This window comes from Cytobacillus sp. QJM3NY_8 (genome assembly GCF_056173585.1).
In genome coordinates this window covers 2,819,577-2,841,273 of record NZ_CM149681.1, presented here as the reverse complement: position 1 = coordinate 2,841,273, position 21,697 = coordinate 2,819,577, and the positions used below count along the sequence as shown (strand labels likewise).

The following is a 21,697-nucleotide window of genomic DNA, read 5'->3' as shown; positions in this document are numbered from 1 at the left end:
AAGGGGTAATCATGTATCTAGAAGGAGATGAGCTATTAACAATCGGAGCTTATTTTTTGGTTGCGGGCACATTTATTTCTGCGATTGGTGAAACCATGAAGCCAGATGAAAACAATTTGAACAAAAAATTAATCCGGGACGGTAACGGAGTCCAGGCGGTTGGCAATAGCCTGCAGGGATTTGGAAGGATAAGTGCAGCTGAAGGAAATGAAGAAGAAGCAAATCTATATGGAATTATCGGGAGCTTTACCCAGGCAGGCGGCAATTCCATCAACACTGCCGCAAACAATATCGAAATACAATATCCATCAGTTTCTGTGGCAGGCTTTAATTCACTGGGCAGTACCATTCAATCGATGGGGTCAGCTTTGGAAGCTGCGGGAGTTGCAAACTCGGAAAATAATATACTCAGCAATCTCGAGACTCTGGGCTACTCATTAATTTCCGTATCGGCCATCCTCGACGCTATAGGAATTCTTATAGAAGATGAAGAGAGTATCCAAAAAAGACTGCTTCTGGCTGCAGGAGGATGGCTGGAATTCATTGGTGCCTCTCTTGGCGCCTATGTAATAATCAAGGCAGCTGAGGAAACAGCATGATTTTACATTAATAGAGAAAATAAACGTTTATCATGATGATATCAGTTGATATATGTTGAATATCAATATGCTAGCAGTTGCTATCTTTGTGCGAATGTGTCGAATTTCCGGTGATTATACAAAAAAACCTGGAATAACACTACTCCAGGCAAGCTTACAGTTTTATTATACCCCTTCAAACAATACGGCAGCACCGACGCCGCCTCCGCTTCCAATTGCAGCTAATACATATTTGGAAGGAGGTCTTCTTTGGACTTCATAAAATAATTTTGTAATCATCACAGCTCCTGAAGCTCCATAAGGGTGGCCGATTGTTAGAGCACCTCCTTTAACATTCAGTATTTCATAAGGAATGGAAAGCTCATTGGCGCATGCTGCTATTTTTGATGCAAATGCTTCATTAATTTCGATTAAATCAATATCGTCAATTGTTAAATAATTTCTTTCAAGGATAGCTTGTATGGCTGGGACAGGCGCAGATCCCGGATAGTTGGGATGTACACCTGCTACTGCACTATCGGCAAAACGCAGAATGGGCCTGTAGCCGTTTTTTATTGCTGTTTCTTCCTCCATCACCAGCACAGCAGCTGCCCCATCATGGATTCCGCAGCTGTTAGCTGCTGTTACAGTGCCATCCTTTTTAAATATAGGCTTTGCACGTTTAAGAAGAGTTTCCATTTTTCTTTTTCTAAAAAACTCTTCATCATTCAGATGTCTTCCAATTGGGATCATTTCTTCGGCCAGCAGTCCCTTTTCAAAAGCTTCCCAGCTCCGTTCATAGCTCAATTGTGCATATGTATCCTGACTTTCCCTTGATATGTTGTATTTCTCGGCTACATTTTCCGCTGCCGCACCCATATCGGGGTCTCCTATTTTTTCCGGGGAGAAGCGGGCCCTTTTAGAAAAGGGCGAGGTGCTGGCACTTTCGGTACCGCCCGCTATATAACAAGTCCCGGCACCTCCTTGGATGTAATAGCATGCCAATCGAATGGCTTCAAGACCCGCACTGCATTGCCTGTCCAGGGTTAAGCCCGGAACAGACAAAGGGAGTCCTGCTTCCAATGCTGACAAGCGGGCTACATTCCCGCCAGGTCCTACGACATTGCCCAAAATGACATCATCAATTTTATCTTCCATTCCTTCAGCAAGATAATTCAGAAGCGGGGCAGCAAGTTCATGGGGCTCATAGTCCTTAAGCATCCCATTTACTTTTCCAATAGGTGTTCTTTTTGCCTGTACAATCACTGCTTTCTTAATGGCTAATCACCTTTCTTTCGAAAGATTCCTTCAGCTGGGCACGGGCAATTTTTCCGCCGGCTGTGTAGGGCATTTCTTCAGTGAAAATCCATCTGCGGGGAACCTTATATGAGGCTAAATGTTTTTTACATAGGCGCTTTAACTCAAGGGCATCTGTTTTGCCTTTGATGACCGCAGCTGCAATTTGCCCCCAATATTGATCTTCCAGTCCTATCACAGCAACCTCCTCGACATCCGGGTGCAGACTGATCACTTTCTCAATTTCTTCAGGAAAGATATTAATAGCTCCATATAATATCATGTTCTTTTCGCGTCCGCTGATGTATAAATATCCTTTATCATCAACATAGCCCATATCATCAACGGTGGCCCATCCATCCTGATCCTGTATGGAATGGATTGTTTCATTTGAAAGGTATCCATCGAAAATAAGTTCGCTTCTGACAAATATTTTGCCAATTTCATAAGGAGCGAGTTTCCTGCCGTCTGTTCCTCTAATTTCGATTTCAACACCATGGCAGGGCTTTCCGACTGATCCTGCTATATCCTCATCGGCAAGAAATGTTACATAGCTCAATTCACTGGCTCCATAAAATTCGATCATGGAGAGCTGGGGGAATATTTTGCTGATTTCCAGCTTCGAAGTTTCATCCCATTTCGCACCTGAGGAAAAGATTTTTATAGGCTTCTCTATGATTCTTTTTTCTCTTAAAATAGCTGAAACCATGGTCGGAACTGTATAAAGTGTGCTGATGGGCTGCTCCTCGATACATGAGAGAACCTGGGCTGCACTGAATTTCTCGAGCAGGTGAACCGTTCCGCCCGTACACAGCGTACTTATCGCGCCATACAAAAAATGAGAGTGGATAAGTGCCCCGGGAATCAGGACGTGTTCCTTCTCATTCATCTTAAAATCGTAATGGTTCACCTTGAAGCTTGCTGCCCAGGATCTATGAGAGCGGATAAATGCTTTTGGGATGCCGGTCGTGCCTGAAGTAAATCCCATATAAAATGGGCGGTTCCTTTCTGAATCGATGTGAAATGAAGTGCTTTGACCGCAGATTTCCTCCATCGTATCCTCCCAGATAAGCACGAAAGGGTGCAGGCTGGCAATCTGATCATAGTATTCTTTACCTGTGATCACGATAGAAGGGTTGGATATTTCAATCCGCTGCTTAAGTTCTTCGGCCTTCCATTTTAAGTCGAAAGGTACAGCTGTCCATCCAGCCATGGAGGCACCTGTGAATAATTGCAGAAAAGGAATTCCATTTGGCAGCAGGATTGCTGCAGTTTTATTGGTTACAGATAAAGAATGAAGCCAGTTAGCAGTTTTGCAGAGATGAGAGCTCCACTCTTTATAGCTTAAAGTTTGGCTTTTCAAGATGATTGCTGCATTATTTGGAGATTCTTCGGCGAGTTTTTTAATATTTGCTGTAATATTCGTCAACGGGTTGTCCTCTCCTTATGGAAAAGGAGACACCTTATAGTGTCTCCAGAGATTTAGAAAATTGCTTATTTATAATCGGATGCTTAAGCAGCCGGAATACCAGGAAAGAAGCGAGCGTCGCTTTTAACACATCTCCCGGAATATAAACCAAGCTTAATTTAATCGCATCAGACAAAGGAATATTCATCATAAAGGCCTGTACCGGAATTCCCAAAAGATAGATGAGGAATATGCCGACAGTCAGGTTTATGAGCAGGATATTCTTTAATTTTAACGTTTTGAAGCGTGAGAGTAAATACCCGATAAAAAATGCTGTAAGTGGATAGGAAATCAAATACCCTGCACTAGGCCCGAAGAATACACCAATGCCGCCGCGGCCTCCTGATAATAATGGTGCACCTGCAGCAACCAGGAGTAAAAACACTGCCATGCTGATTCCGCCAAGTCTGGCGCCTAAAATACCGCCGGCCAAAAGGACACCGAGTGTCTGCAAGGTTATCGGAACGGGTGTAAAAGATAGCATGATTGGAGGAACAAGACCAAGTGCTCCCATTACTGCTGCAAATAAAGCCACATAAGTCATCTCTTTAACTTTCATAATACCTCTCCAATTCAAATTAATAGGTTAACTGGTTTCATTTTATGGTTAACACAAATGTTTGTCAACCTAAAAAAAACGAAGTTTACAATCATGAGGATACAAGTTGGTTTAATGCTGTAAGTTTACTAGTATATATGTACTGAGCAGATGCAGCCATTAAATATTCATGTTTATTTTTTCTAAAATAAATCAAACTAAGCGGGTATCAAAATATTTTATAGGGGGTATTTAACGTGTCCAAGAAAAACAATACACCATCTGAACAAGTTGACCAAAAGGCATTATTGGACAATAAAGTGCAAGATGCGAGAAAAAACAACTTCGAAGAGGACCACATACGCAGAGTTACATCAAATGGTGCACAAGGTCAATAATTAGAAGCCCAGTTACAGAAATAAAAACCCGTTCTTAAATGATCGGGTTTTTATTGTTGCTTAAGAGACTGGGGCTATGATATAAAGGACAAGATATTTTTTGACTATTCAGTTGACTATTCCAGAATATGATTTATGATAGGGGTAACCGAAACATTGTTTTACTTACAAAACAAACATGTGTGGAGGTTATACAATGCCATTTATTGAAGTGAATGATTTAACGATTCATTATGAAGTTGAAGGAAATGGTGAGCCGCTTGTTATTCTTCATGGGCTGGGAAACAATTCACAATCCTGGAAAAAGCAGCTGGAAGGGTTAAGTAAGGAATTTACTGTTATTGCCTGGGATGCGCCCGGCTATGGCAAGAGCTCTGATCCAAGGGAGGAATTTACACAGTTCAGCCAATTTGCTGATGTTTTAAAGGGCTTTATTGACGGTTTGCATTATAAAACTGTTAATCTTTTAGGCCATTCAATGGGTTCAGCCATTGCTCTTGATTTCTGCAGCCGTTATCCTGATATGGTGACCAGGCTGATCATAGCCGATGCCACTCGCGGTGCCGCGGGGCAGAGTCAAGAAGAAAACGAAAGAAAGCTGAAGAACCGCTTACATAATATTGACACATTGGATCCAAAGGAGTTGGCTCAATTAAGGGTAAAAGAACTTCTTGCGCCAAACCCGGATCCTGAAGTAAAGAAGGAAGCAGAACGCATCATGTCCCAGGTGAGGCCGATGGGCTATCGCTCTGTGGCCTTTTCACTTTCAAATTTAAATCAAATGGATATTTTGCCTTCCATTCCTGTTCCTGTCCTTGTTATTTGCGGGGCATTGGATAAGGTGACTCCTGTAAGCGAATCTGAAATTTTCCATCAGTATATCCCTAATTCAATTCTGAAAACCATTCCGAAAACAGGGCATTTATGCTATCAGGAGAATGCGGACTATTTTAATGCCCTTATTTTGAATTTCCTGCAGGGAGCATACAAAAAAGAAGAATTAGCTGAAAGGTAACCATAGAGAAATATTTCCTATTTCTCTCCTGGTTTTGTTAATATGTTAGTAAAAATGTAAACAGGGGGTGACTTGCATGGCAAAAGAGGAGAAAGAGCGGTATAATGCCAATGCTCTGGTACGGGGGCTGGAAATCTTAAAGCTCTTTAATGAGGAGCGTCCAACTCTGTCACTGGTTGAAATTGCAAAAGAATTGAATGTTAGCCGAACAGTCCCGTATCGATTATTGTATACTCTCCAATCGCTTGGTTATCTTGACCAGGACGAAAACTCAAAGAGATATAGTTTAACGCCCCAGGTATTAGAATTGGGCTTTTCCTACTTAAGTACGTTAAAACTTCCGGAAATTGCCCAGCCATATTTGGAAACATTAAGAGATGAAACAGGGGCTTCCTGCCATTTATCTATTCTGGATGGGAATGAAGTGGTGTATGTTGGCAGTGCTCCTGTCAGAGGGGTATCTGCTATTAATGTCAATATCGGACTGAGGCTTCCAGCTCATGCAACAGCAAATGGTAAATTGCTGCTTGCCTATCAGCCGCAGGAAAAGCTGAAACAGCTTTTTTATGGATCCGAATTAAAACCGTATACGGATCGGACAAAAACATCCCTGGCTGATTTTCAAAATGAAATTGAAATAATCAGGAGAAATGGATACTCCATTACAAAAGGAGAGCTTCACCATGGGATTCAATCAGTAGCGGCGCCCATATTTGATAAAACCGGCAGCATTATGGCGGCTATTAATGTTGTAGCAACAGAGACAACATTCCATGATGAGTTTATTGAACAAGTAGCGCTGCCTAAAGTGCTTGAGATTTCAAAAAAGTTATCAGGATATATGGGATATCATTTATAAGAATAGAAAGAGTGGTTAAAAGCTTGCAGCTGCTGCAAGCTTTTTTGTTTTGTATATAAAACATTTTTTAGTAAATGAAACAAATTAAAATTTTTCATTGACTCAATTTTCGAAAAACTTTACACTATTGATAAGTGGTAAACATTGTTTTGTATGTAAAACATAATATGGCTGAAAGGAGGGAAAAAAATACCACCCAAAAAATATTTTCTTATGAAGTATAATATTTGAAAAGTAATTGAAAGCGATTACAAAAAATGAATATGTTTCTTGAAAGGGGATCACAAATGCTGAAAGGGAACAAAAGATGGCTCTATATTGCTGTGCCTATATTCTTTTTCTGGTTTTTTGGACAAATTGATAAACTGGGAATCTCGGTTATTCAAACGGATCCTGGCTTCCTGAGTGATCTGGGGCTTACAGGGGCAGACAAAAATGCCAAAATTGGCTTAATAACATTTATCTTTACTATCTCTTACGCCGTTTCAAATATATTCTGGGGCTTTGTTATTGATAAAGCAGGTCCGCGGAAAACGGCAGTATTCGGGCTGTTCATTTGGACTGCGACCATGATTGCAGGCGGTTTGGCAACTTCCTATGAGATGTTTTTAATCAGCAGGGTAATTCTTGGATTCGGTGAAGGGATGATGATTCCGGTCTGCGGAAAATTCATTTCAAATTGGTTTAACCAGCGGGAACTTGGCCGGGCACAATCTACCTGGCTCGCGGGCAATTATTTCGGACCTGCCTGTGGTGCTGTTATATTGACTTTAGTGCTTGCAACCTTTCATTGGGAAGCTGCGTTTTTCTTCCTCGCTGCTTTTAATCTGTTTTTTGTTATTCCAATGTTTTGGTTCCTTACTCGGGATACTCCTGAAGAACATTATGCAATTGATAAGGAAGAGCTTGCGTATATCCGCAAGTCTGATGGCACTGAAAAACCAAAGAAAAGCTTTGCACAGGACTACCGCTATTGGATCGTTTGGTTTGGCATGTTAATGTCATCGTTTTTGTTTTTCGGAATCAGCATTTGGCTGCCTACTTATCTCGTTGAGGCGAAAAGTTTCTCAAGAGAAGCAATGACGGGGATTACCTCATTATCCTGGCTGTTTGCTCTGGGCTTTGTCTTATCCTGCGGATTTTTGGCTGACAAAACAAGACGTCCAAGCTTGCTGGCCACGATTCTATTCAGTTTAACGGCAGTCTTCTTAACAGCAGCTATTTTTGCACCACATCCGGTTCTGGCTGGTATTTGTATGGGACTCGCAATGGGAACTCAAGGCGGGGTGTTCCATTTAAGCAATTTATTTATCGTAAAATTTTCAACCCCGGAAACAGCAGGGCGCGCTGCCGGTCTTATGGGATTCACTAATATTTTGGCGGTTTTTCAAGCTATATCATGGGATGGATGAGAGACCTTGCAGGCGGGGACTTTGGCCCATCGATTGTTATGCTTATCATTGCAGCAAGCTTAGGCTTCATCGCTTATATATTTACAATCAAAAAAGAGGCAGCTGAACTTCGAATTGAGCAGATTCCTCCAAATAGAAAAGTAATCGTATGATAGTTTCATATTTGAAACAAGGTTTTAATAATTTAATTTTTCTCAATATTTTTAATTGACATATTAAATATTGGGATTTATTATTAATCTGTAAGTAAAACATTGTTTTGTATATAAAACATAATAAAGATTTAGGAGTGATATTATATGTCAGCTGAAAAATTTGATGTGCAAGCTTTCGAAAAAAAATATGTAGCAAGGCTGCAAGATCGATCACTGGACTGGAATGTTCTTAAATTTCAAGAAGAAATTGATCCAAAGTACAAAAGGGCGCAAATGAGATATATTGGCCGCGGGGCAACAGCGAATAATGATTCAAATGTGATTGCAGCGGAACATTTCACACTCAGCACGATGGTGCTTCCAGCTGGATGTGTTGGACCTCTTCATCTTCATGATGATGTGGAAGAAGTTTTCTTTATTCTTAAAGGGAGTGTAAAGGCTCTTATCCAGGAAGTAGGCAAGGATGAAGTACATGAAATTCGTCTGAATGAGCGTGACTGCATCAGTTCTCCTCCGGGAGTGTACCGCGGCATTCATAATGATGGCGATGAAGAAGCATTAATGCTGGTTATGCTTGGAGCAGTAAAACCAAATCTTCCTACATATCCGAAAGGGAGTGCTCTTGAAGAGCTGCGCATTCAGCGTGCGAAAGAAAGAGAAGCTATCATCAACGGAAAATAATAGTTTCTGGCAAACTGGCACTCTAATGAATATAACCGGGATGGTCCGCTAAATTTAACTCTGCCGGGTCATCCCGGTTCCTTTAACAAAAAATGTTTCCTCGGCAGCCAATGATCGGAGGATTGTAAATCTATTATTTTGGAGGTGCATAGGATGTTAGGTATTACTCACTTGAGGCACATTAGTCTCATTACTCCAGTTCTTGAGGAGCAGGCTGAGTTTTACGAGAAGATTTGGGGACTTGATAAGGTATCCGAGGATGGGGATTCTGTCTATTTCAGGGGTGCTGGTTCAGAGAATCATATTTTAAATTTGAAGCGGGGAGAAAAAGCGGGGCTTCACCATATTGCATTTGGAATGGTTGATAAGAACGCCGTTGACAGGGCAGCGGAGATTCTGGCTTCCAAGGGTATCCCGGTTATTTCACCGCCGGGCTATTTAGATGAAGAAGGTAAAGGGTACGGACTTCGCTTTGCTGATCCGGAAAACCGCTGCATTGAACTTTCAGCATGGGTGGAAATGCACACGACTATCTGGAATAAGAAGAATGTGGATCCGGTGAAGCTGAATCATGTTGTCATGAATACGGCAGACCTGGATATGATTACAGATTTTTATACTAATATTTTAGGATTTAAGGTAACTGATTGGAGCGAACACCAAATGTCTTTCCTTCGCTGCAACAGGAAGCATCACTCACTTGCCTTCAATCAGGACCAGCATGCATCTGTCAATCATATTGCCTATGAGGTAGACACGGTGGATGAAGTCATGCGGGGGATTTCAAACGTCAGAAAAGCAGGTTATCAGGAGCTTTGGGGGCCTGGACGCCATGGACCGGGAAATAACATCTTCTGTTACTTTCAGGATCCTGCCAAATTTGTCATGGAATACACGTGTTATTTAGAAACCATTGAAGATGAGGAAGAATGGGTGGCTCGAGTATGGAAAAGGGTTCCACACCTGATGGATCAATGGGGAATAGCCGGACCTCCAAAACCTGAAGCACGTGCAGCCATGGGCGGAAAGCCTGATCCAGGTTGGGTTAACGTGAATGCATTAACCTAAAGCTATTTGAAAGGGGTATCGTGATGGACTTTGGTTTAAAAGGAAAAACAGCAGTCATAATGGGCGGGACTTCGGGAGTAGGCCTCAAAACAGCAGAAATGTTCCTTCAGGAAGGTGCAAAAGTTGCGGTATGCGGCAGAAATGCAGAGAGGAAGGATAAAGCATTTGACCATTTATTGCATTTCGGGCCACGGGAATCAATCTTTGCCGCCACTTGTGATGTAACAAATAAAGAGGATGTTAATCGTTTTGTCGATTCAGCAGCATCCCGGCTTGAAGGAATTGATATTTTAGTTAATGCCGCCGGACAAAGTGTTATGGGGTATTTCTTTGATATTACAGATGAGCAATGGCAGGAACAGATTCAGTTAAAATATTTTGCCATTATCCATGCGGTACGTGCTGTCCATCCATATTTAGTGAGGCGCGGAGGCGGAAGGATCATCAATATTAATGCGACGCTTGCAAAGGAACCTGAAAGACATATGGTTGCTACGGCCGCAACAAGGGCAGGTCTTTTAAACTTAAGTAAAACGCTTTCCCAAGAGCTTGCATCAGACAATATCCTGGTCAACTCCGTAAGTCTTGGATTAATCCGTACTGACCAGTGGGAACGCAGACGATTGAAAAATGCACCTGATATGGATGCCGAGGAATATTACAAAGATCTTGCAGTAAAGCGGGAGATTCCGCTGGGCAGGGTTGGAGAAGCAGAAGAAGTAGCCAGTGTCATTCTCTTTTTAGCCTCAAAGCAGGCAAGTTATGTTTCAGGATCAACCATTGAGACAGCTGGAGCGCTGGGGAAAGCGCTTTAATATTAAGCAAAGGCAGGAATGATTAGGATGAGCCAACAGGAACAATTGGAAATTGCACCGGTAAAAGCAAGTGAGCAAATGGAAATTACTGCAGCAGATGCAGTTGTGAAGGAACTCGTCCGTGCTGGTGTTGAGGTGGCATTTGGGATTGTAAGCATTCATAATATGCCGATTTATGATGCCATCCTCCGTGATGGAAGAATTCATCTGGTATGCTCCCGCGGGGAGAGCGGTGCGGCAAATATGGCAGATGGTTATGCCCGTGCGACAGGAAAATTGGGAGTGGTCATCACGAGTACGGGAACTGGTGCAGGAAACGCTGCTGGTTCACTGATTGAGTCATGGGCAGCGGGGGTTCCGCTCCTGCATTTAACAGGTGAGGTTGCATCCCCCTATTTGGGAACTGGAAGAGGCTATATTCACGAGTGTAAAGACCAGCTGTCTATTATGGAGGGTTCATGCAAAAAAGCTATGCGGCTAAGAAGGCCTGAACAGGCAGCTGCGGTTATCAGGCAAGCCATTAAGGAAGCTGCTGCTGTACCTTCAGGACCTGTTTCAGTAGAAATTCCAATCGATTTCCAATCTGCAATTATACCGGATTATTCATTGGAAGAAGTGAATGTTTCAGTACAGGAAAACAGCTCAATATCGTATCTTCCAAAAGAGGCGATAACCAAAGTCAGCCAGGCCCGCCGCCCGGTCATTTGGGCAGGTGGGGGCGTCATTAGCTCCGGGGCTTCCAAAGAATTGCAGGAGCTTGCGGAAAGGATCGGGGCAGCCGTTATTACGAGCCAATCAGGAAAGGGCAGCATTCCGGAGGATCATCCTCAATGTATTGGCCACTTTGCATCATTTGAATTAACAAAAGATTTAGTGAAAAAATCGGATCTCCTGATCAGCATTGGAGTCAGATTTAGAGGGAATGAAACCTCCAACTGGAAAATAGAAATTCCAGAAAATCATATCAGCATTGATGCTGATCTCCAGGCAATGAACAGAAATTATGCCGCGGCCATTGGGCTGGCAGGTGATGCTAAGCTTATATTGAGAAAAGTAAATGAAGAATTGGCTAAGGAATCATTATCACCTTCCAAAGATTATTTGGAAGAAGTGCTATCAGTAAGGAAAGAACTGCGTCTTCAGTTGAGAGCAACACTTGGACCATATGAAAAAATTGCTGATGCTATGCGTAAATTGCTCCCGCGGGATACTGTATTGGTGCGTGACGTTACGGTACAGGCAAATGTCTGGGGCAGCCGATTATTTGAAATATATCAGCCGCGTACATCCATACATGCTTCAGGCGGAGGAATTGGGCAAGGCTTGCCGACTGCAATCGGAGCACAAATGGGATGTAAGGATAGACAAGTTGTTTTATTAGCTGGAGATGGCGGCTTCATGGTCAATGTCGGTGAAATGGCAACTGCAATACAGGAAAGCCTTCCGATAATCGTCATCCTGTTTGATGATGCAGGATATGGTGTTCTCCGAAATATTCAGGATGCCGCTTATGGACGGCAGGTTGCGGTCGATTTAGTTAGCCCCGATTTCGTTTTGCTGGCTCAGTCCATGGGATTTGCATCTGCAAAAATCGGTTCTCCGGAAGAATTCTCATCCGAGCTGGAGAAGGCAATGGAAAGAAGAAAACCATCCATGATCGTAGTGGATATGGAAGCAGTCGGGCCAATGGCGAAACCATTTGGTGGGCCTCCTGGCGCGGCGGAAGCGTTCAAACCGAAAAAGTTGTAAGGGAGTGATTTGGGATGATTTCGACGTATCCATTTGTTTCAGGAAAATATTTAATAGCTGGAGAGTGGATTCAGACAGAAAATACAGCCCATGTTCTTAATCCGGCTGATCATCAGGAAGTTGTGGGCGAAGTTGCCTTGTGTACAGAAGAACAGGTTGAATTGGCCATTTCTGCTGCAGCAAAGGCTTTTGAAACCTGGTCGAAAAGTGAGATTGAGGACCGGGCAAACCGGATGAAGCTCGCTGCCGACGAGATTAAAGCAAGTGTCGAAGAGAACGTCACTTTGCTGATCCGAGAAAATGGAAAAGTGCTGGTGGAAGCGAAAAAAGACCTTCTGCGATGTGTTGATATTATGAAGGAAGCTGCCGAAGAGCTTTTGGAATGGTGGAAGCCTGAATCCATTCCCGGTTCCCAGAAGGTCCAAATCCGAAAGCGTCCCCGTGGGGTAACGGCAGTGATCTCTCCATGGAACTCACCAATGATCCTTACGTTTAAGCGGGTGATCCCGGCTGTTCTTGCCGGAAACACAGTCGTTGTAAAGCCGGCGACAAGCTGTCCGCTAACAATCATGTCATTCCTCAAGACAGTGGCTTCTTATTTCCCTGATGGAGTCATTAATGTTGTAACTGGTTCAGGAGGGCTGATCGGCAATAAGCTTTGCTCAGATCCGCGAATCCGAACCATTGCATTTGTCGGCAGTACCGAGACCGGGAAAGAAATCATGCGAGCTGCTTCAGGCACGGTGAAAAATGTCTACATGGAGCTTGGCGGAAATGATGCGGCTATTATTCTCGAAGATGCCAATCTGGATGAAAGCGCTATTAAGCGACTGCGTTTCGGAGTTCTTAGGGCAGCAGGCCAGGTGTGCTCAGCCATCAAAAGGATCTATGTCCATGAATCCCGATACGGGGAGCTGGTAGAAAAGCTTAGAAAAGAATTTCAGCATATTAAGGTTGGAAATGGCATTCAGCCTGATGCCGAGATGGGGCCTTTGAACAATAAGGCCCAGTACGATTATGTGAATGGGCTGATCAAACGTGCCAGAAAATCCGGAGCCACCGTCATCACAGGAGGGATTCAGCTTGATCCAGAGTCCTGGGATAAAGGCTATTACATACTGCCTGCAATCATCACCGGTGTGGATCAGAAAAGTGAAATTGTTCGTGCCGAACAGTTTGGACCTGTCATTCCAATCCTTCCATTTAAAGAGGATGAGGAAGTCATCAGCCTGGCAAATGACAGTGAATTTGGTTTAAGGGCTTCTGTTTGGACAGAGGATGAATCCAAAGCACTTGAATTTGCAGACCGGTTAGAGGCCGGCGCCGTTTTCCAAAATAATCATACCGTTTTTCAGGATCTCCATCTGGACTTCCCGGGTCTAAAGGAAAGCGGACTTTCACGAGAAACGCGGCATTGCGGTCTGGAGTTTTTTGCAGATTCCTATGGTTTTGCCAATTAGGGGGATAATGATATGAAATTAGCCTTAATAGGAGGCGGGAATATAGGCAGGTTCCTGCTTCAAAGCATTAATATAGACTGCTTAATACCGAATGCGAAAATTATTGGCCTTCATACTCGCTGCCAGGAACAGGCAAAGGAACTATCACGTGAATTTGAAGCGGAAATCTTTGAAGACGTGGAATCCCTTTTAAAATCCGATGCCGACCTGGTTATTGAAGCAGCAACTGTTGAAGCTGTAGAAGAGTATGCTGCTTCCATTTTGCTTTCAGGCAAAGATCTGGTTGTCAGCAGTGTTGGGGCATTGGCAGACCGGGAATTTTATAAGTGCCTTGAAGAAATCTGCATCTTAAATAATACGAAAATCCACTTGCCATCAGGGGCAATCGGCGGACTGGATGTTTTAAAAGCTGCCAAATCGATTGGTGAGCTGGATTCTGTCTCCATTATCACCAGGAAGCCTCCTCAGGCACTTCCTGGTGCCCCGCTTGATGGGGAAAAGGTGCTTTTTGAGGGATCTGCCGCCGAAGCCATTAGATTATTCCCAAAGAATATCAATGTTTCCATTATCTTGTCTCTCGCGGGATTAGGTGCCGAGAATACCGGAGTTAAAATCATATCCGATCCAGCAGCAAGGAAAAATAGCCATACGATTGAGGCAGCAGGTTCTTTCGGAAAGCTATCGCTTCAAGTCGAAAATGACCCGATGCCTAATAATCCAAAGACAAGCTACCTGGCAGCTCTAAGCATCCTGGCTTCATTGAAGAATAGGGATGAGATGATCCGGGTTGGATAGATGTAAACTGGTGCAACAGCAGGAAGAGAATATTTCATTCTTTTCCTCGCTCCATGGAGAAGCTTATTTTAAGACGAAGGGGGAATTTACATATGATTAAAACGACAACTAAGAATTTAGAAGAAATGACCCAAAAAGAAACGATCGGCTACTTGAACGAAACAGTCCAGCCTGAGGCTGGATCCATTCCTGCCTTTATCCTCGCAGATCCTAAGATTTACGATATTGAGCATAAAAAGGTGTTTATGAAAACCTGGCTTTTTATTGGCCATGAATCAGAAATCCCGAATAAAAATGATTATATGTTAAGAGATTTAGCAGGCTACTCCATTATTATTACAAGAGATTCAGAGAATGAAATCCGCGGTTTTTACAATATGTGCACACACCGGGGGATGAAATTATGCCGTGCTGACAAAGGAAATAAATCTTCATTTGTATGTCCTTATCATGGATTTAATTTTAAAAACAATGGTGATCTTATTGGAGTACCTCTGCAGAAGGATATTTATAGTGCTGACCTGGATAAGTCCAAACTGGGACTTCACAAAATAAGGATTGAATCATATAAAGGCCTTGTTTTTGGAACCTGGAATGAAGAAGCTGAGTCTCTATCAGATTTCCTCGGCGATTTCAAATGGTATTTGGATATTTTAGCCGGACGTGCTGAAATGGAAGTCGTCGGCCCTCCGCAAAGGTTTATCATCCATTCAAACTGGAAGGTAGGAGCAGATAACTTTGTCGGCGATTCCTACCACACAATGGTCACTCATGGATCCATTGCAAAATTGGGCATGGTGCCCAGTGCGACATATTCCAAAAAGGGATACCAAATCCACACTATGAACGGGCATGGTTTAAATCTGGGTACTCCTAATCCTGACTTCGCATTCCCTGAAGAGCTAAAATCTGAATATAAATCCAATTTAACAGATGAACAATATGATGTGCTGGCCAATTTGAAAAATATGATCGGAAACATCTTTCCAAACCTGAGCTTCCTCATTTCACATACAAAGGTAAAAGGACAGCTGATTTCGAATACAACCGTTCGGATGTGGAGGCCAATTGGGCCAGATAAAATGGAGGTGATTGCCTGGTTCCTGGTAGAGAAAAATGCTGCAGAGGACTGGAAGAAACGTTCAAGGGATTCTTTCATTTTAACGTTCAGCCCTTCAGGCATTTTTGAGCAGGATGATACAGAAGTTTTTACTGACATCACCGCTGCCGCATCAGGGCCAATGCCTGTTATGAAAGAACTTGTTTACAATTATACGATGGGCATGGACCGGGAACCGGTCAGCGATTTCACCGGTCCGGGTGTTGTCTACGATGATAAGTTTTCTGAAGCAAATCAAAGGAATTTCTATCGCTACTGGCTTGATCTCATAAACGCTTAAGTAAACTGGAACGATGCCTGAAATGGGGGAATACGGAATGAGTTTAGAGAAAATGCTCGCAACCTATGAATTTGAACAATGGCTCTACAGAGAAGCTGAGCTGCTTGATCATATTGATTTTGATGGCTGGTTCAGCCTTATGCATCCATCCCTGATTTATCAAATGCCTGTACGTGTCAATAAGGAAGGCACCGAAAGGCCGGATTATGCGGAAGATATGTTTTCTTTTAATGATGATATAGATTTGCTGAGCCTGAGAGTCGAACGGTTAAAAACGGACTATGCTTGGGCGGAAATTCCTCCTTCCCGCACCCGCCGCTTTGTAAGCAATGTAAAACTGGCAGACTATGTCCCGAATGAAAAAGCATCTGTAAATAGTTATCTTCTAATCTATCGCAGCCGGAGTACAGACATTCATCATGACCTGATCTCAGGAGAGCGCCGTGATGAATTTACATATGAAGATGGCATCTGGAAATTATCAAAGAGGGTTTTCATTGTCGATCAAACAACACTCAATACCAGAAATCTCGCTATTTTTGTTTAAGGAGGAACATTCAGTATGGCACAGCTAAGCGGAAAATCAGTCTATTTGACCGGGGGCGCCTCTGGCATTGGCAAGGCTGTTACAGAGACTTTTATACAGGAAGGAGCCTTTGTAACTGTACTGGATAAATCAGCAGCTGGCCTTGAGCAATTGAAACAGGAATACGGGGATCGTGTTCTATGCATGGAAGGGGACGTCACTGAATACGGGGATCACATTAACGCCGTTCGAGCTGCTGTGGAAGCGGCGGGAAAACTCGATGTGTTCGTGGCCAATGCCGGCGTATTTGACGGATTTGCCAAATTTAGTGAAGTAACACCAGAGGCCATGTCAGATGCCTATGACCTGTTATTTACTATTAATGTTAAAGGCTATTTTAATGGTGCAAAAGCTTCTGCGGAAGAATTGAAAAAAACAAATGGAAATATGATTTTCACGGTTTCCGGAGCCGGCTTTTACCCAGACGGGGGCGGAGTCTGGTATACAGCAAGCAAGCACGCGCAAATCGGCTTAATGCGCCAGCTTGCCTTTGAATTAGCCCCGGACATCAGAGTAAACGCGGTGGCACCAGGCGGCACATTGACGGCACTCAATGTCATAGGCCCGCTTAAGCCGTTTGTGACAGCAGTCGATCCGGATACGAAAGCAAAAAGCATTAAATCCCGAAATCCCCTCCGCATAGCTATGACCAGCGAAGACCATGTTGGAGCGTATCTGCTGCTTGCTTCTGATCAATCCCGAGCCATTACAGGCGAAGTGATTTCCAGTGATGGAGGACTTGCTGTACGGGGATTATCTTAAAGGAGAAGCGTCATTTAGGAGGATTTTTTTTATGGCAGAAAGCAAAACTACTAAAGCGCCATTAGCTGGAAATCAGGAAATAAACCAGCTGGCTTTTGTTGTTCAGGATATTGATGAGGCTTGTGAGGCTTTTTCAAGTTTACTGGGAGTTCCGAAGCCCGAGTGGTTTTTAACAGGTGATCAGGAAGTATCAAAGGTAATTTACCGTGGAAACCCTACTGCATCAAGAAGTAAATTAGCATTTCTAAATACACCAACTGTTCAATTTGAACTTATTGAACCAAATGAAGAACCAGGCACGATGCGGGAGTTTTTGGATCGGGCTGGAGAGGGCATACACCATATTGCCTTTGATGTGGAATCCATCAGTGAACGAATGCCGCTTTTTGAAGAGAGCGGGTACTCACAACTGCAAAGTGGAGAATTTACATCCAGTGAAGGCAGATATGTTTATGCTGATACCTTGAGAGACTGCAAGATATTGGTTGAACTCCTGGAAAGCTCTGAGGCAAGAAATACTGCAGCTCCCCCTGATTCACTATGCCCCTTGCTTGGAACAAATAAAGTCGAGCAGCTGGCAATCGTGGTAAAAAATCTGGATTTGGCTGCAGAAGCTTACTGTAAGCTTCTCGGTGCCGATAAGCCACCCATTATACAATCAGGTCCAAGTGAAATGACGCAGGTCATTTTCAGAGGCCGGCCAACAGAAGGTAAATCAAGATATATGTTTATCAATACACCTTTCATTCAAATTGAATTAATCGAACCAGGTGATTCACCAAGTACTTGGCAGGAACATCTGGAGAAATACGGGGAAGGTGTCCATCATATTTCGTTCGTTGTCGATAACCTGAATGAAAAAATCAGATTGCTGGAAGAAATGGGATATCCTGTCATACAAACTGGCAACTTTTTTAATGGGAAAGGCAAATATGCTTATATGGACACAACCTCAACATTCAAAGTGATTATTGAATTACTTGAGAGATATTAAAAAACGGCTGCACATAAAAGTGCAGCCGTTTTTTTTAGGGTGGCATCACCTCCTGTTTAATTGTAAAATAATACTATTCTAGAAATTATTAGGGGGATTTATGTACACTTACCAATCTTTTGTAACAGATGGAACCTTTACATTATTGAGGCCAGTGATTTCTAGTTTCCTATTAATTACTGTGGTTCTATTCGTTCTTGTTTGGCTTCCTAAAGCCTTGCAGGGTTTCTTGAACGGATTTACGGTTATGGCGGTTGCCCTCATTTCAATCTTTATGTCTGGTCAGGTACTATTTTTTGAAGCCATTCTTGCCGATGAGTTAGGGATGGGAGGAGGAAGCGGATTTTGGATGTTCCTTGTGATTGTCATCCTGGGAACCGTGAGCCCCATTATTTATTTCATGAGACATAGGGAGGCGGGATCGTGACCAGTTCTGAAATTAAGAAACTGAGAGTCAGGCAGCTCCTGCTCTTAAATGGCACCCTCCTATTCTTCTTAAGTGCGACTTACATTTTACAAATATTAATAGATATTACTTTTTCGCAAATGTTTATTTTCCTTGGCACGGTAACTCTGATTCAATCAATTGGGGGATGGGCAAAACGTAATTCCACTAAATCTATTCTTCCTGTTATCGAACAAGTTGCCATCTATGAAAAAGAAAAGATGGGCAATGAATGGAGTAAGCAGCGGATTGTGGGGAGTATTTGGACATTGCTTTTTAGCAGCATACTATTTATCAATGCTTACTTCCATTCTGATTCCGGGGAAATTCTGAAAATAGAGCCGATGTTTTTATTTTTTCTTACAATTGCGATTCTAATCATGACCAATATCAGTATGGTCATTCACAGCAGGAAGGTGGATGTTGCTCAATCACCTGCAAACTTCACAGGGTACACACGTAACTCGAATGTAAGGGCTATTATCTTTGGTGCTTGTTACGCCATCCTTATCTTTGTGTTAATACTTTCTTTAGTCTAACCGCTCCATATATGTTTAGAGCGGTCTTTTTTCTTCTTAAATACAAGTTGACAGGTAGGAATAGTTGGTTATATAATGTGAGTAATTAATTCTGAGGGAGGAATAGATTATGAATGAACGTTATCCTGTTTTGGACGGTGCAGAATCATTCTACTATGAAGGCAATGAGATCGGGATTCTGATCACACATGGTTTTCTTGGAACTCCCCAGAGTGTACGGTTTTTGGGGGAGTCATTTGCCAAGCTTGGCTATACCGTCTTTGCTCCAAGGCTTAAAGGCCACGGCACACATTATAAAGATATGGAAAAAACCTCTCATGAGGATTGGTTTGCTGAAGCAGAAAAGGGGTATCAATTTCTAAAAGACAGATGCACATCTGTTTATGCTGCAGGTCAATCAATGGGTGGTGCATTGACCCTTTGGCTGGCAAATAAATATCCCGAAATTGCAGGTATTGTGTTAATAAATGCCGCTCTCCGGGTTCCATGTTATGAATATTTAAAGGGGAAAACAAATCCCAGATACCTTGATGAAGGTGCACCAGATATTAAAAAAGAGGATGTAGAGGAAATTACGTACGGGAAAGTTCCGGTTCCCTCCATCTTCGAATTGCAGAAAATCATGGAAAGAACACCAGACTTATTACCTTCCATTAAAACACCTGTATTAGGCTTTAAGTCGGTAGAAGATCATGTGGTGCCTGCAGAGTGTACAGATTTTATTTTGGAGAAGATTGGCTCCGTGAAAAAGAAAGCTATATCGCTCTATAACTCCTATCATGTGGCATCCATGGACAATGATAAAGAAAAGATTGTTAACATAACTCATCAGTATATTCAGCAGAATCAAGCAGGCAGCTTGTCCTTTGTGTAAGGACGGGCTGTTTTTTATGTCATGAAACCTTTTAAACATGATACCGTATAAAAAGAAAAGGGTATTCAGCCTGTAATACAGAATAAGACAGTATATTTTTCTAGGGAAGAAGATGATGGAAATGAAGGCGAGAAGTAAATTGCTCCGTATGTACAAATTGCTTTCTATGGCACTTCACATTATATTTCAAATTTACTGGTATAAATGGACCCGCAAATCAGAAGCAGAATGGGAAAAATTATGGTCTGGCATCGGGAAAAGATTCCGGACAACACTTTTTGAATTGGAAGGGCTGTTGATTAAGATTGGTCAGTTCATCAGCATTCGTTCTGATTTGCTTCCAAAAGCTTTCATCCAGGAGCTGCAAGACCTGACCGATAAGGTACCGCCATCGGAATGGAGTGAAATCCAGAGGATTTTAAACGAAGAGTGGGGGAGCGAGCTCTCTAAAAAGGTGGTGGCGATTGAAAAAGAAGCCATTGCATCAGCATCGATTGGGGAGGTATATAAAGGCGCTCTCCAGGACGGCTCAATTGTCGCCATTAAAGTACAGCGTCCTGATATTCAATCCATCGTACATACCGACTTCCGGACCCTAAGTATTCTTGTCTGGTTTGCTGATCGGTTTGTCCCTATTCCTAAGGGATTCCTTAATTTAAAGGTCCTATTTCAGGAGCTAAAGCAGGTTATTGAGCGGGAGCTTGACTTTACAAAGGAAAAGGATACCCTGCTTTATTTTAAGGAGCGATTTAAAGATAATGAGTTGGTTAAAATTCCCCGCGTGCATCAGGAGCTTTGCACTTCAAAAGTGCTTGTCATGGAATGGGTGGAGGGAAAAAGACTCAATGATTCAGCAGCGGTTGAAAAGCTTGAGATATCCCGTCACGATCTGGCACGCCGTTTGATGAAGATCTTCCTGCCGCAATGGCTGGAACCTGGGATGTTTCATGCCGATCCCCATCCAGGAAATGTGCTGTTTACAAGGGAGGGGAGGATCATTCTTCTTGATTTCGGCATGGCCGGGGAAATTTCAAAAAAAGATGCAGTCTCTTTTCAGAATTTAATTGAATCCATTCTCGCTAAAAACTACAGTAAAGCAGTCGAATGTCTGTCACAGCTGGGATTTTTGCTGCCGGAAGCTAATGCGGGAACAATGGAGAAGCTGCTGTCAGAATGGATGGCATTTGACCTTTCTCAGGTAAAAGATATGGATCTAGTGGCTCTTAAGCTTGAACTAAATGATATGATTGCTGCTCTTCCGATCCAGGTGCCAACCCGCTTTGTTTTTCTGGGCAGGTCATTTATGACAATAGAAGGGATTGTTCGCCATCTGGCACCAGAAGATGATCTTCTTGACCTTGGCAAACCAGTTTTTACAGAGTGGTTAAGCTCACAGGGGAATAAATGGTCATTCATTTGGAGCATTATTCAATCCCAGCCGCTCTTTAAAATTTTTCATTCAGCAGTGGAATTCCTGGAAACACCGCGTAAATTGGAAAAAATGAAAGAGGCCGGGCAAAGAAGGGATTTTCAGTTTACGATCTATGAAAATCGAAAAAAACAGCTTTTTCAGCTATTCATGCTAGGTTTAACTGGGTCTGGCTTTGGCATTTATTTAGAAGAAATGCTGATCATGCAATTATCCGCAGGCATCGCAGCCATTGCGCTTGCAGGGTTTGGAGTAAACAGCTGGAGGCTGGGAAAATGGCTGAAATATATGCCAGAAAAACGGAGATAATCAAAAGAGCCGAGTTTTGGCTCTTTTTTACTATTTTGATATATAACCAGCCAGATTATGATAAAATAATTA

23 protein-coding genes are annotated in these 21,697 nt (G+C 42.8%); 20 read left to right on the top strand and 3 right to left on the bottom strand.

Annotated features, from left to right (window positions below; genetic code table 11):
- The first annotated feature begins 11 nt into the window (after nt 1-11).
- Nucleotides 12-599 carry a DUF6944 family repetitive protein gene (locus tag AC0VZ9_RS14740; RefSeq protein ID WP_251156983.1) on the top strand — a complete coding sequence of 196 codons (588 nt, stop codon included), beginning with the start codon at nt 12-14 and terminating at the stop codon, nt 597-599.
- Between the two features lie 165 nt (nt 600-764).
- Here the strand turns inward: AC0VZ9_RS14740 and AC0VZ9_RS14735 are convergent, their stop codons facing one another.
- The 3 genes from AC0VZ9_RS14735 to AC0VZ9_RS14725 are packed head-to-tail and all read right to left on the bottom strand — an operon-like array spanning nt 765 to nt 3,901.
- Nucleotides 765-1,856: an acetyl-CoA C-acyltransferase gene (locus tag AC0VZ9_RS14735; RefSeq protein ID WP_251157007.1), complete on the bottom strand. Its 1,092-nt coding sequence runs from the start codon at nt 1,854-1,856 to the stop codon at nt 765-767.
- Nucleotides 1,852-3,303: an AMP-binding protein gene (locus AC0VZ9_RS14730; RefSeq protein ID WP_475396374.1), complete on the bottom strand. Its 1,452-nt coding sequence runs from the start codon at nt 3,301-3,303 to the stop codon at nt 1,852-1,854. Before AC0VZ9_RS14730 ends, AC0VZ9_RS14735 begins: the two co-directional genes overlap by 5 nt.
- Nucleotides 3,304-3,337: 34 nt before the next feature.
- Nucleotides 3,338-3,901, bottom strand: coding sequence for a biotin transporter BioY (locus AC0VZ9_RS14725; RefSeq protein ID WP_019381312.1), 564 nt, complete (start codon nt 3,899-3,901; stop codon nt 3,338-3,340).
- 236 nt (nt 3,902-4,137) lie between these two features.
- Here AC0VZ9_RS14725 and AC0VZ9_RS14720 point away from each other — a divergent pair, with 236 nt between their 5' ends.
- From AC0VZ9_RS14720 to AC0VZ9_RS14630, 19 genes are all read left to right on the top strand, one after another.
- Complete coding sequence (locus AC0VZ9_RS14720; RefSeq protein WP_198286707.1) at nt 4,138-4,278, top strand: hypothetical protein; 141 nt, start codon at nt 4,138-4,140, stop codon at nt 4,276-4,278.
- A 196-nt stretch (nt 4,279-4,474) separates the two neighbouring features.
- Entirely contained in the window at nt 4,475-5,293 is an 819-nt protein-coding gene (locus AC0VZ9_RS14715) for an alpha/beta fold hydrolase (RefSeq protein WP_009334276.1), read from the top strand.
- Between the two features lie 76 nt (nt 5,294-5,369).
- Nucleotides 5,370-6,152, top strand: a complete 783-nt coding sequence (locus AC0VZ9_RS14710; RefSeq protein ID WP_009334277.1) for an IclR family transcriptional regulator — start codon at nt 5,370-5,372, stop codon at nt 6,150-6,152.
- A gap of 287 nt (nt 6,153-6,439) precedes the next feature.
- Nucleotides 6,440-7,564, top strand: coding sequence for an MFS transporter (locus AC0VZ9_RS14705; protein WP_475396373.1), 1,125 nt, complete (start codon nt 6,440-6,442; stop codon nt 7,562-7,564).
- The gene (locus tag AC0VZ9_RS14700) at nt 7,561-7,716 is read left to right on the top strand and encodes a hypothetical protein (RefSeq protein ID WP_475396372.1); all 156 of its coding nucleotides are present in this window, start codon (nt 7,561-7,563) and stop codon (nt 7,714-7,716) included. The genes AC0VZ9_RS14705 and AC0VZ9_RS14700 overlap by 4 nt, the downstream gene beginning before the upstream one ends.
- A 147-nt stretch (nt 7,717-7,863) precedes the next feature.
- Complete coding sequence (locus tag AC0VZ9_RS14695; RefSeq protein WP_019381315.1) at nt 7,864-8,400, top strand: cupin domain-containing protein; 537 nt, start codon at nt 7,864-7,866, stop codon at nt 8,398-8,400.
- 153 nt (nt 8,401-8,553) lie between these two features.
- Nucleotides 8,554-9,468 carry a VOC family protein gene (locus AC0VZ9_RS14690; RefSeq protein ID WP_071157713.1) on the top strand — a complete coding sequence of 305 codons (915 nt, stop codon included), beginning with the start codon at nt 8,554-8,556 and terminating at the stop codon, nt 9,466-9,468.
- 23 nt (nt 9,469-9,491) lie between these two features.
- The gene (locus AC0VZ9_RS14685) at nt 9,492-10,283 is read left to right on the top strand and encodes an SDR family oxidoreductase (protein ID WP_019381317.1); all 792 of its coding nucleotides are present in this window, start codon (nt 9,492-9,494) and stop codon (nt 10,281-10,283) included.
- 27 nt (nt 10,284-10,310) lie between these two features.
- The gene (locus tag AC0VZ9_RS14680; protein ID WP_475396371.1) at nt 10,311-12,032 is read left to right on the top strand and encodes a thiamine pyrophosphate-binding protein; all 1,722 of its coding nucleotides are present in this window, start codon (nt 10,311-10,313) and stop codon (nt 12,030-12,032) included.
- Between the two features lie 14 nt (nt 12,033-12,046).
- Nucleotides 12,047-13,492 carry an aldehyde dehydrogenase family protein gene (locus tag AC0VZ9_RS14675; protein WP_251267177.1) on the top strand — a complete coding sequence of 482 codons (1,446 nt, stop codon included), beginning with the start codon at nt 12,047-12,049 and terminating at the stop codon, nt 13,490-13,492.
- Between the two features lie 12 nt (nt 13,493-13,504).
- A complete protein-coding gene (gene nadX, locus AC0VZ9_RS14670) occupies nt 13,505-14,287 on the top strand; it encodes an aspartate dehydrogenase (protein ID WP_009334284.1) in 783 nt (260 codons plus the stop codon).
- A gap of 92 nt (nt 14,288-14,379) precedes the next feature.
- Nucleotides 14,380-15,687 (top strand): aromatic ring-hydroxylating dioxygenase subunit alpha, encoded by a 1,308-nt coding sequence (locus AC0VZ9_RS14665; protein ID WP_475396370.1) that lies wholly within the window; start codon nt 14,380-14,382, stop codon nt 15,685-15,687.
- 37 nt (nt 15,688-15,724) lie between these two features.
- Nucleotides 15,725-16,234 carry an aromatic-ring-hydroxylating dioxygenase subunit beta gene (locus AC0VZ9_RS14660; RefSeq protein WP_019381323.1) on the top strand — a complete coding sequence of 170 codons (510 nt, stop codon included), beginning with the start codon at nt 15,725-15,727 and terminating at the stop codon, nt 16,232-16,234.
- A 15-nt stretch (nt 16,235-16,249) separates the two neighbouring features.
- Nucleotides 16,250-17,035, top strand: a complete 786-nt coding sequence (locus AC0VZ9_RS14655; protein ID WP_009334287.1) for a 3-(cis-5,6-dihydroxycyclohexa-1,3-dien-1-yl)propanoate dehydrogenase — start codon at nt 16,250-16,252, stop codon at nt 17,033-17,035.
- A 31-nt stretch (nt 17,036-17,066) separates the two neighbouring features.
- A complete protein-coding gene (locus AC0VZ9_RS14650) occupies nt 17,067-18,029 on the top strand; it encodes a VOC family protein (RefSeq protein WP_009334288.1) in 963 nt (320 codons plus the stop codon).
- A 100-nt stretch (nt 18,030-18,129) separates the two neighbouring features.
- Complete coding sequence (locus AC0VZ9_RS14645; RefSeq protein WP_050807826.1) at nt 18,130-18,456, top strand: hypothetical protein; 327 nt, start codon at nt 18,130-18,132, stop codon at nt 18,454-18,456.
- Nucleotides 18,453-19,013 (top strand): hypothetical protein, encoded by a 561-nt coding sequence (locus tag AC0VZ9_RS14640; protein WP_217024493.1) that lies wholly within the window; start codon nt 18,453-18,455, stop codon nt 19,011-19,013. Before AC0VZ9_RS14645 ends, AC0VZ9_RS14640 begins: the two co-directional genes overlap by 4 nt.
- A gap of 109 nt (nt 19,014-19,122) precedes the next feature.
- Nucleotides 19,123-19,887 (top strand): alpha/beta hydrolase, encoded by a 765-nt coding sequence (locus tag AC0VZ9_RS14635; RefSeq protein WP_192908669.1) that lies wholly within the window; start codon nt 19,123-19,125, stop codon nt 19,885-19,887.
- Nucleotides 19,888-19,999: 112 nt separating this feature from the next.
- Complete coding sequence (locus AC0VZ9_RS14630) at nt 20,000-21,625, top strand: ABC1 kinase family protein (protein ID WP_475396369.1); 1,626 nt, start codon at nt 20,000-20,002, stop codon at nt 21,623-21,625.
- The last annotated feature ends 72 nt before the right edge of the window (nt 21,626-21,697 follow it).

Coding starts and splice junctions, on each gene's coding strand:
- AC0VZ9_RS14740 (WP_251156983.1), top strand. CDS start 12: ATGTATCTAGAAGGAGATGAGCTATTAACAATCGGAGCTTATTTTTTG.
- AC0VZ9_RS14725 (WP_019381312.1), bottom strand. CDS start 3,901: ATGAAAGTTAAAGAGATGACTTATGTGGCTTTATTTGCAGCAGTAATG.
- AC0VZ9_RS14715 (WP_009334276.1), top strand. CDS start 4,475: ATGCCATTTATTGAAGTGAATGATTTAACGATTCATTATGAAGTTGAA.
- AC0VZ9_RS14710 (WP_009334277.1), top strand. CDS start 5,370: ATGGCAAAAGAGGAGAAAGAGCGGTATAATGCCAATGCTCTGGTACGG.
- AC0VZ9_RS14705 (WP_475396373.1), top strand. CDS start 6,440: ATGCTGAAAGGGAACAAAAGATGGCTCTATATTGCTGTGCCTATATTC.
- AC0VZ9_RS14700 (WP_475396372.1), top strand. CDS start 7,561: ATGAGAGACCTTGCAGGCGGGGACTTTGGCCCATCGATTGTTATGCTT.
- AC0VZ9_RS14695 (WP_019381315.1), top strand. CDS start 7,864: ATGTCAGCTGAAAAATTTGATGTGCAAGCTTTCGAAAAAAAATATGTA.
- AC0VZ9_RS14690 (WP_071157713.1), top strand. CDS start 8,554: ATGTTAGGTATTACTCACTTGAGGCACATTAGTCTCATTACTCCAGTT.
- AC0VZ9_RS14685 (WP_019381317.1), top strand. CDS start 9,492: ATGGACTTTGGTTTAAAAGGAAAAACAGCAGTCATAATGGGCGGGACT.
- AC0VZ9_RS14680 (WP_475396371.1), top strand. CDS start 10,311: ATGAGCCAACAGGAACAATTGGAAATTGCACCGGTAAAAGCAAGTGAG.
- AC0VZ9_RS14675 (WP_251267177.1), top strand. CDS start 12,047: ATGATTTCGACGTATCCATTTGTTTCAGGAAAATATTTAATAGCTGGA.
- nadX (WP_009334284.1), top strand. CDS start 13,505: ATGAAATTAGCCTTAATAGGAGGCGGGAATATAGGCAGGTTCCTGCTT.
- AC0VZ9_RS14665 (WP_475396370.1), top strand. CDS start 14,380: ATGATTAAAACGACAACTAAGAATTTAGAAGAAATGACCCAAAAAGAA.
- AC0VZ9_RS14660 (WP_019381323.1), top strand. CDS start 15,725: ATGAGTTTAGAGAAAATGCTCGCAACCTATGAATTTGAACAATGGCTC.
- AC0VZ9_RS14655 (WP_009334287.1), top strand. CDS start 16,250: ATGGCACAGCTAAGCGGAAAATCAGTCTATTTGACCGGGGGCGCCTCT.
- AC0VZ9_RS14650 (WP_009334288.1), top strand. CDS start 17,067: ATGGCAGAAAGCAAAACTACTAAAGCGCCATTAGCTGGAAATCAGGAA.
- AC0VZ9_RS14645 (WP_050807826.1), top strand. CDS start 18,130: ATGTACACTTACCAATCTTTTGTAACAGATGGAACCTTTACATTATTG.
- AC0VZ9_RS14635 (WP_192908669.1), top strand. CDS start 19,123: ATGAATGAACGTTATCCTGTTTTGGACGGTGCAGAATCATTCTACTAT.
- AC0VZ9_RS14630 (WP_475396369.1), top strand. CDS start 20,000: ATGATGGAAATGAAGGCGAGAAGTAAATTGCTCCGTATGTACAAATTG.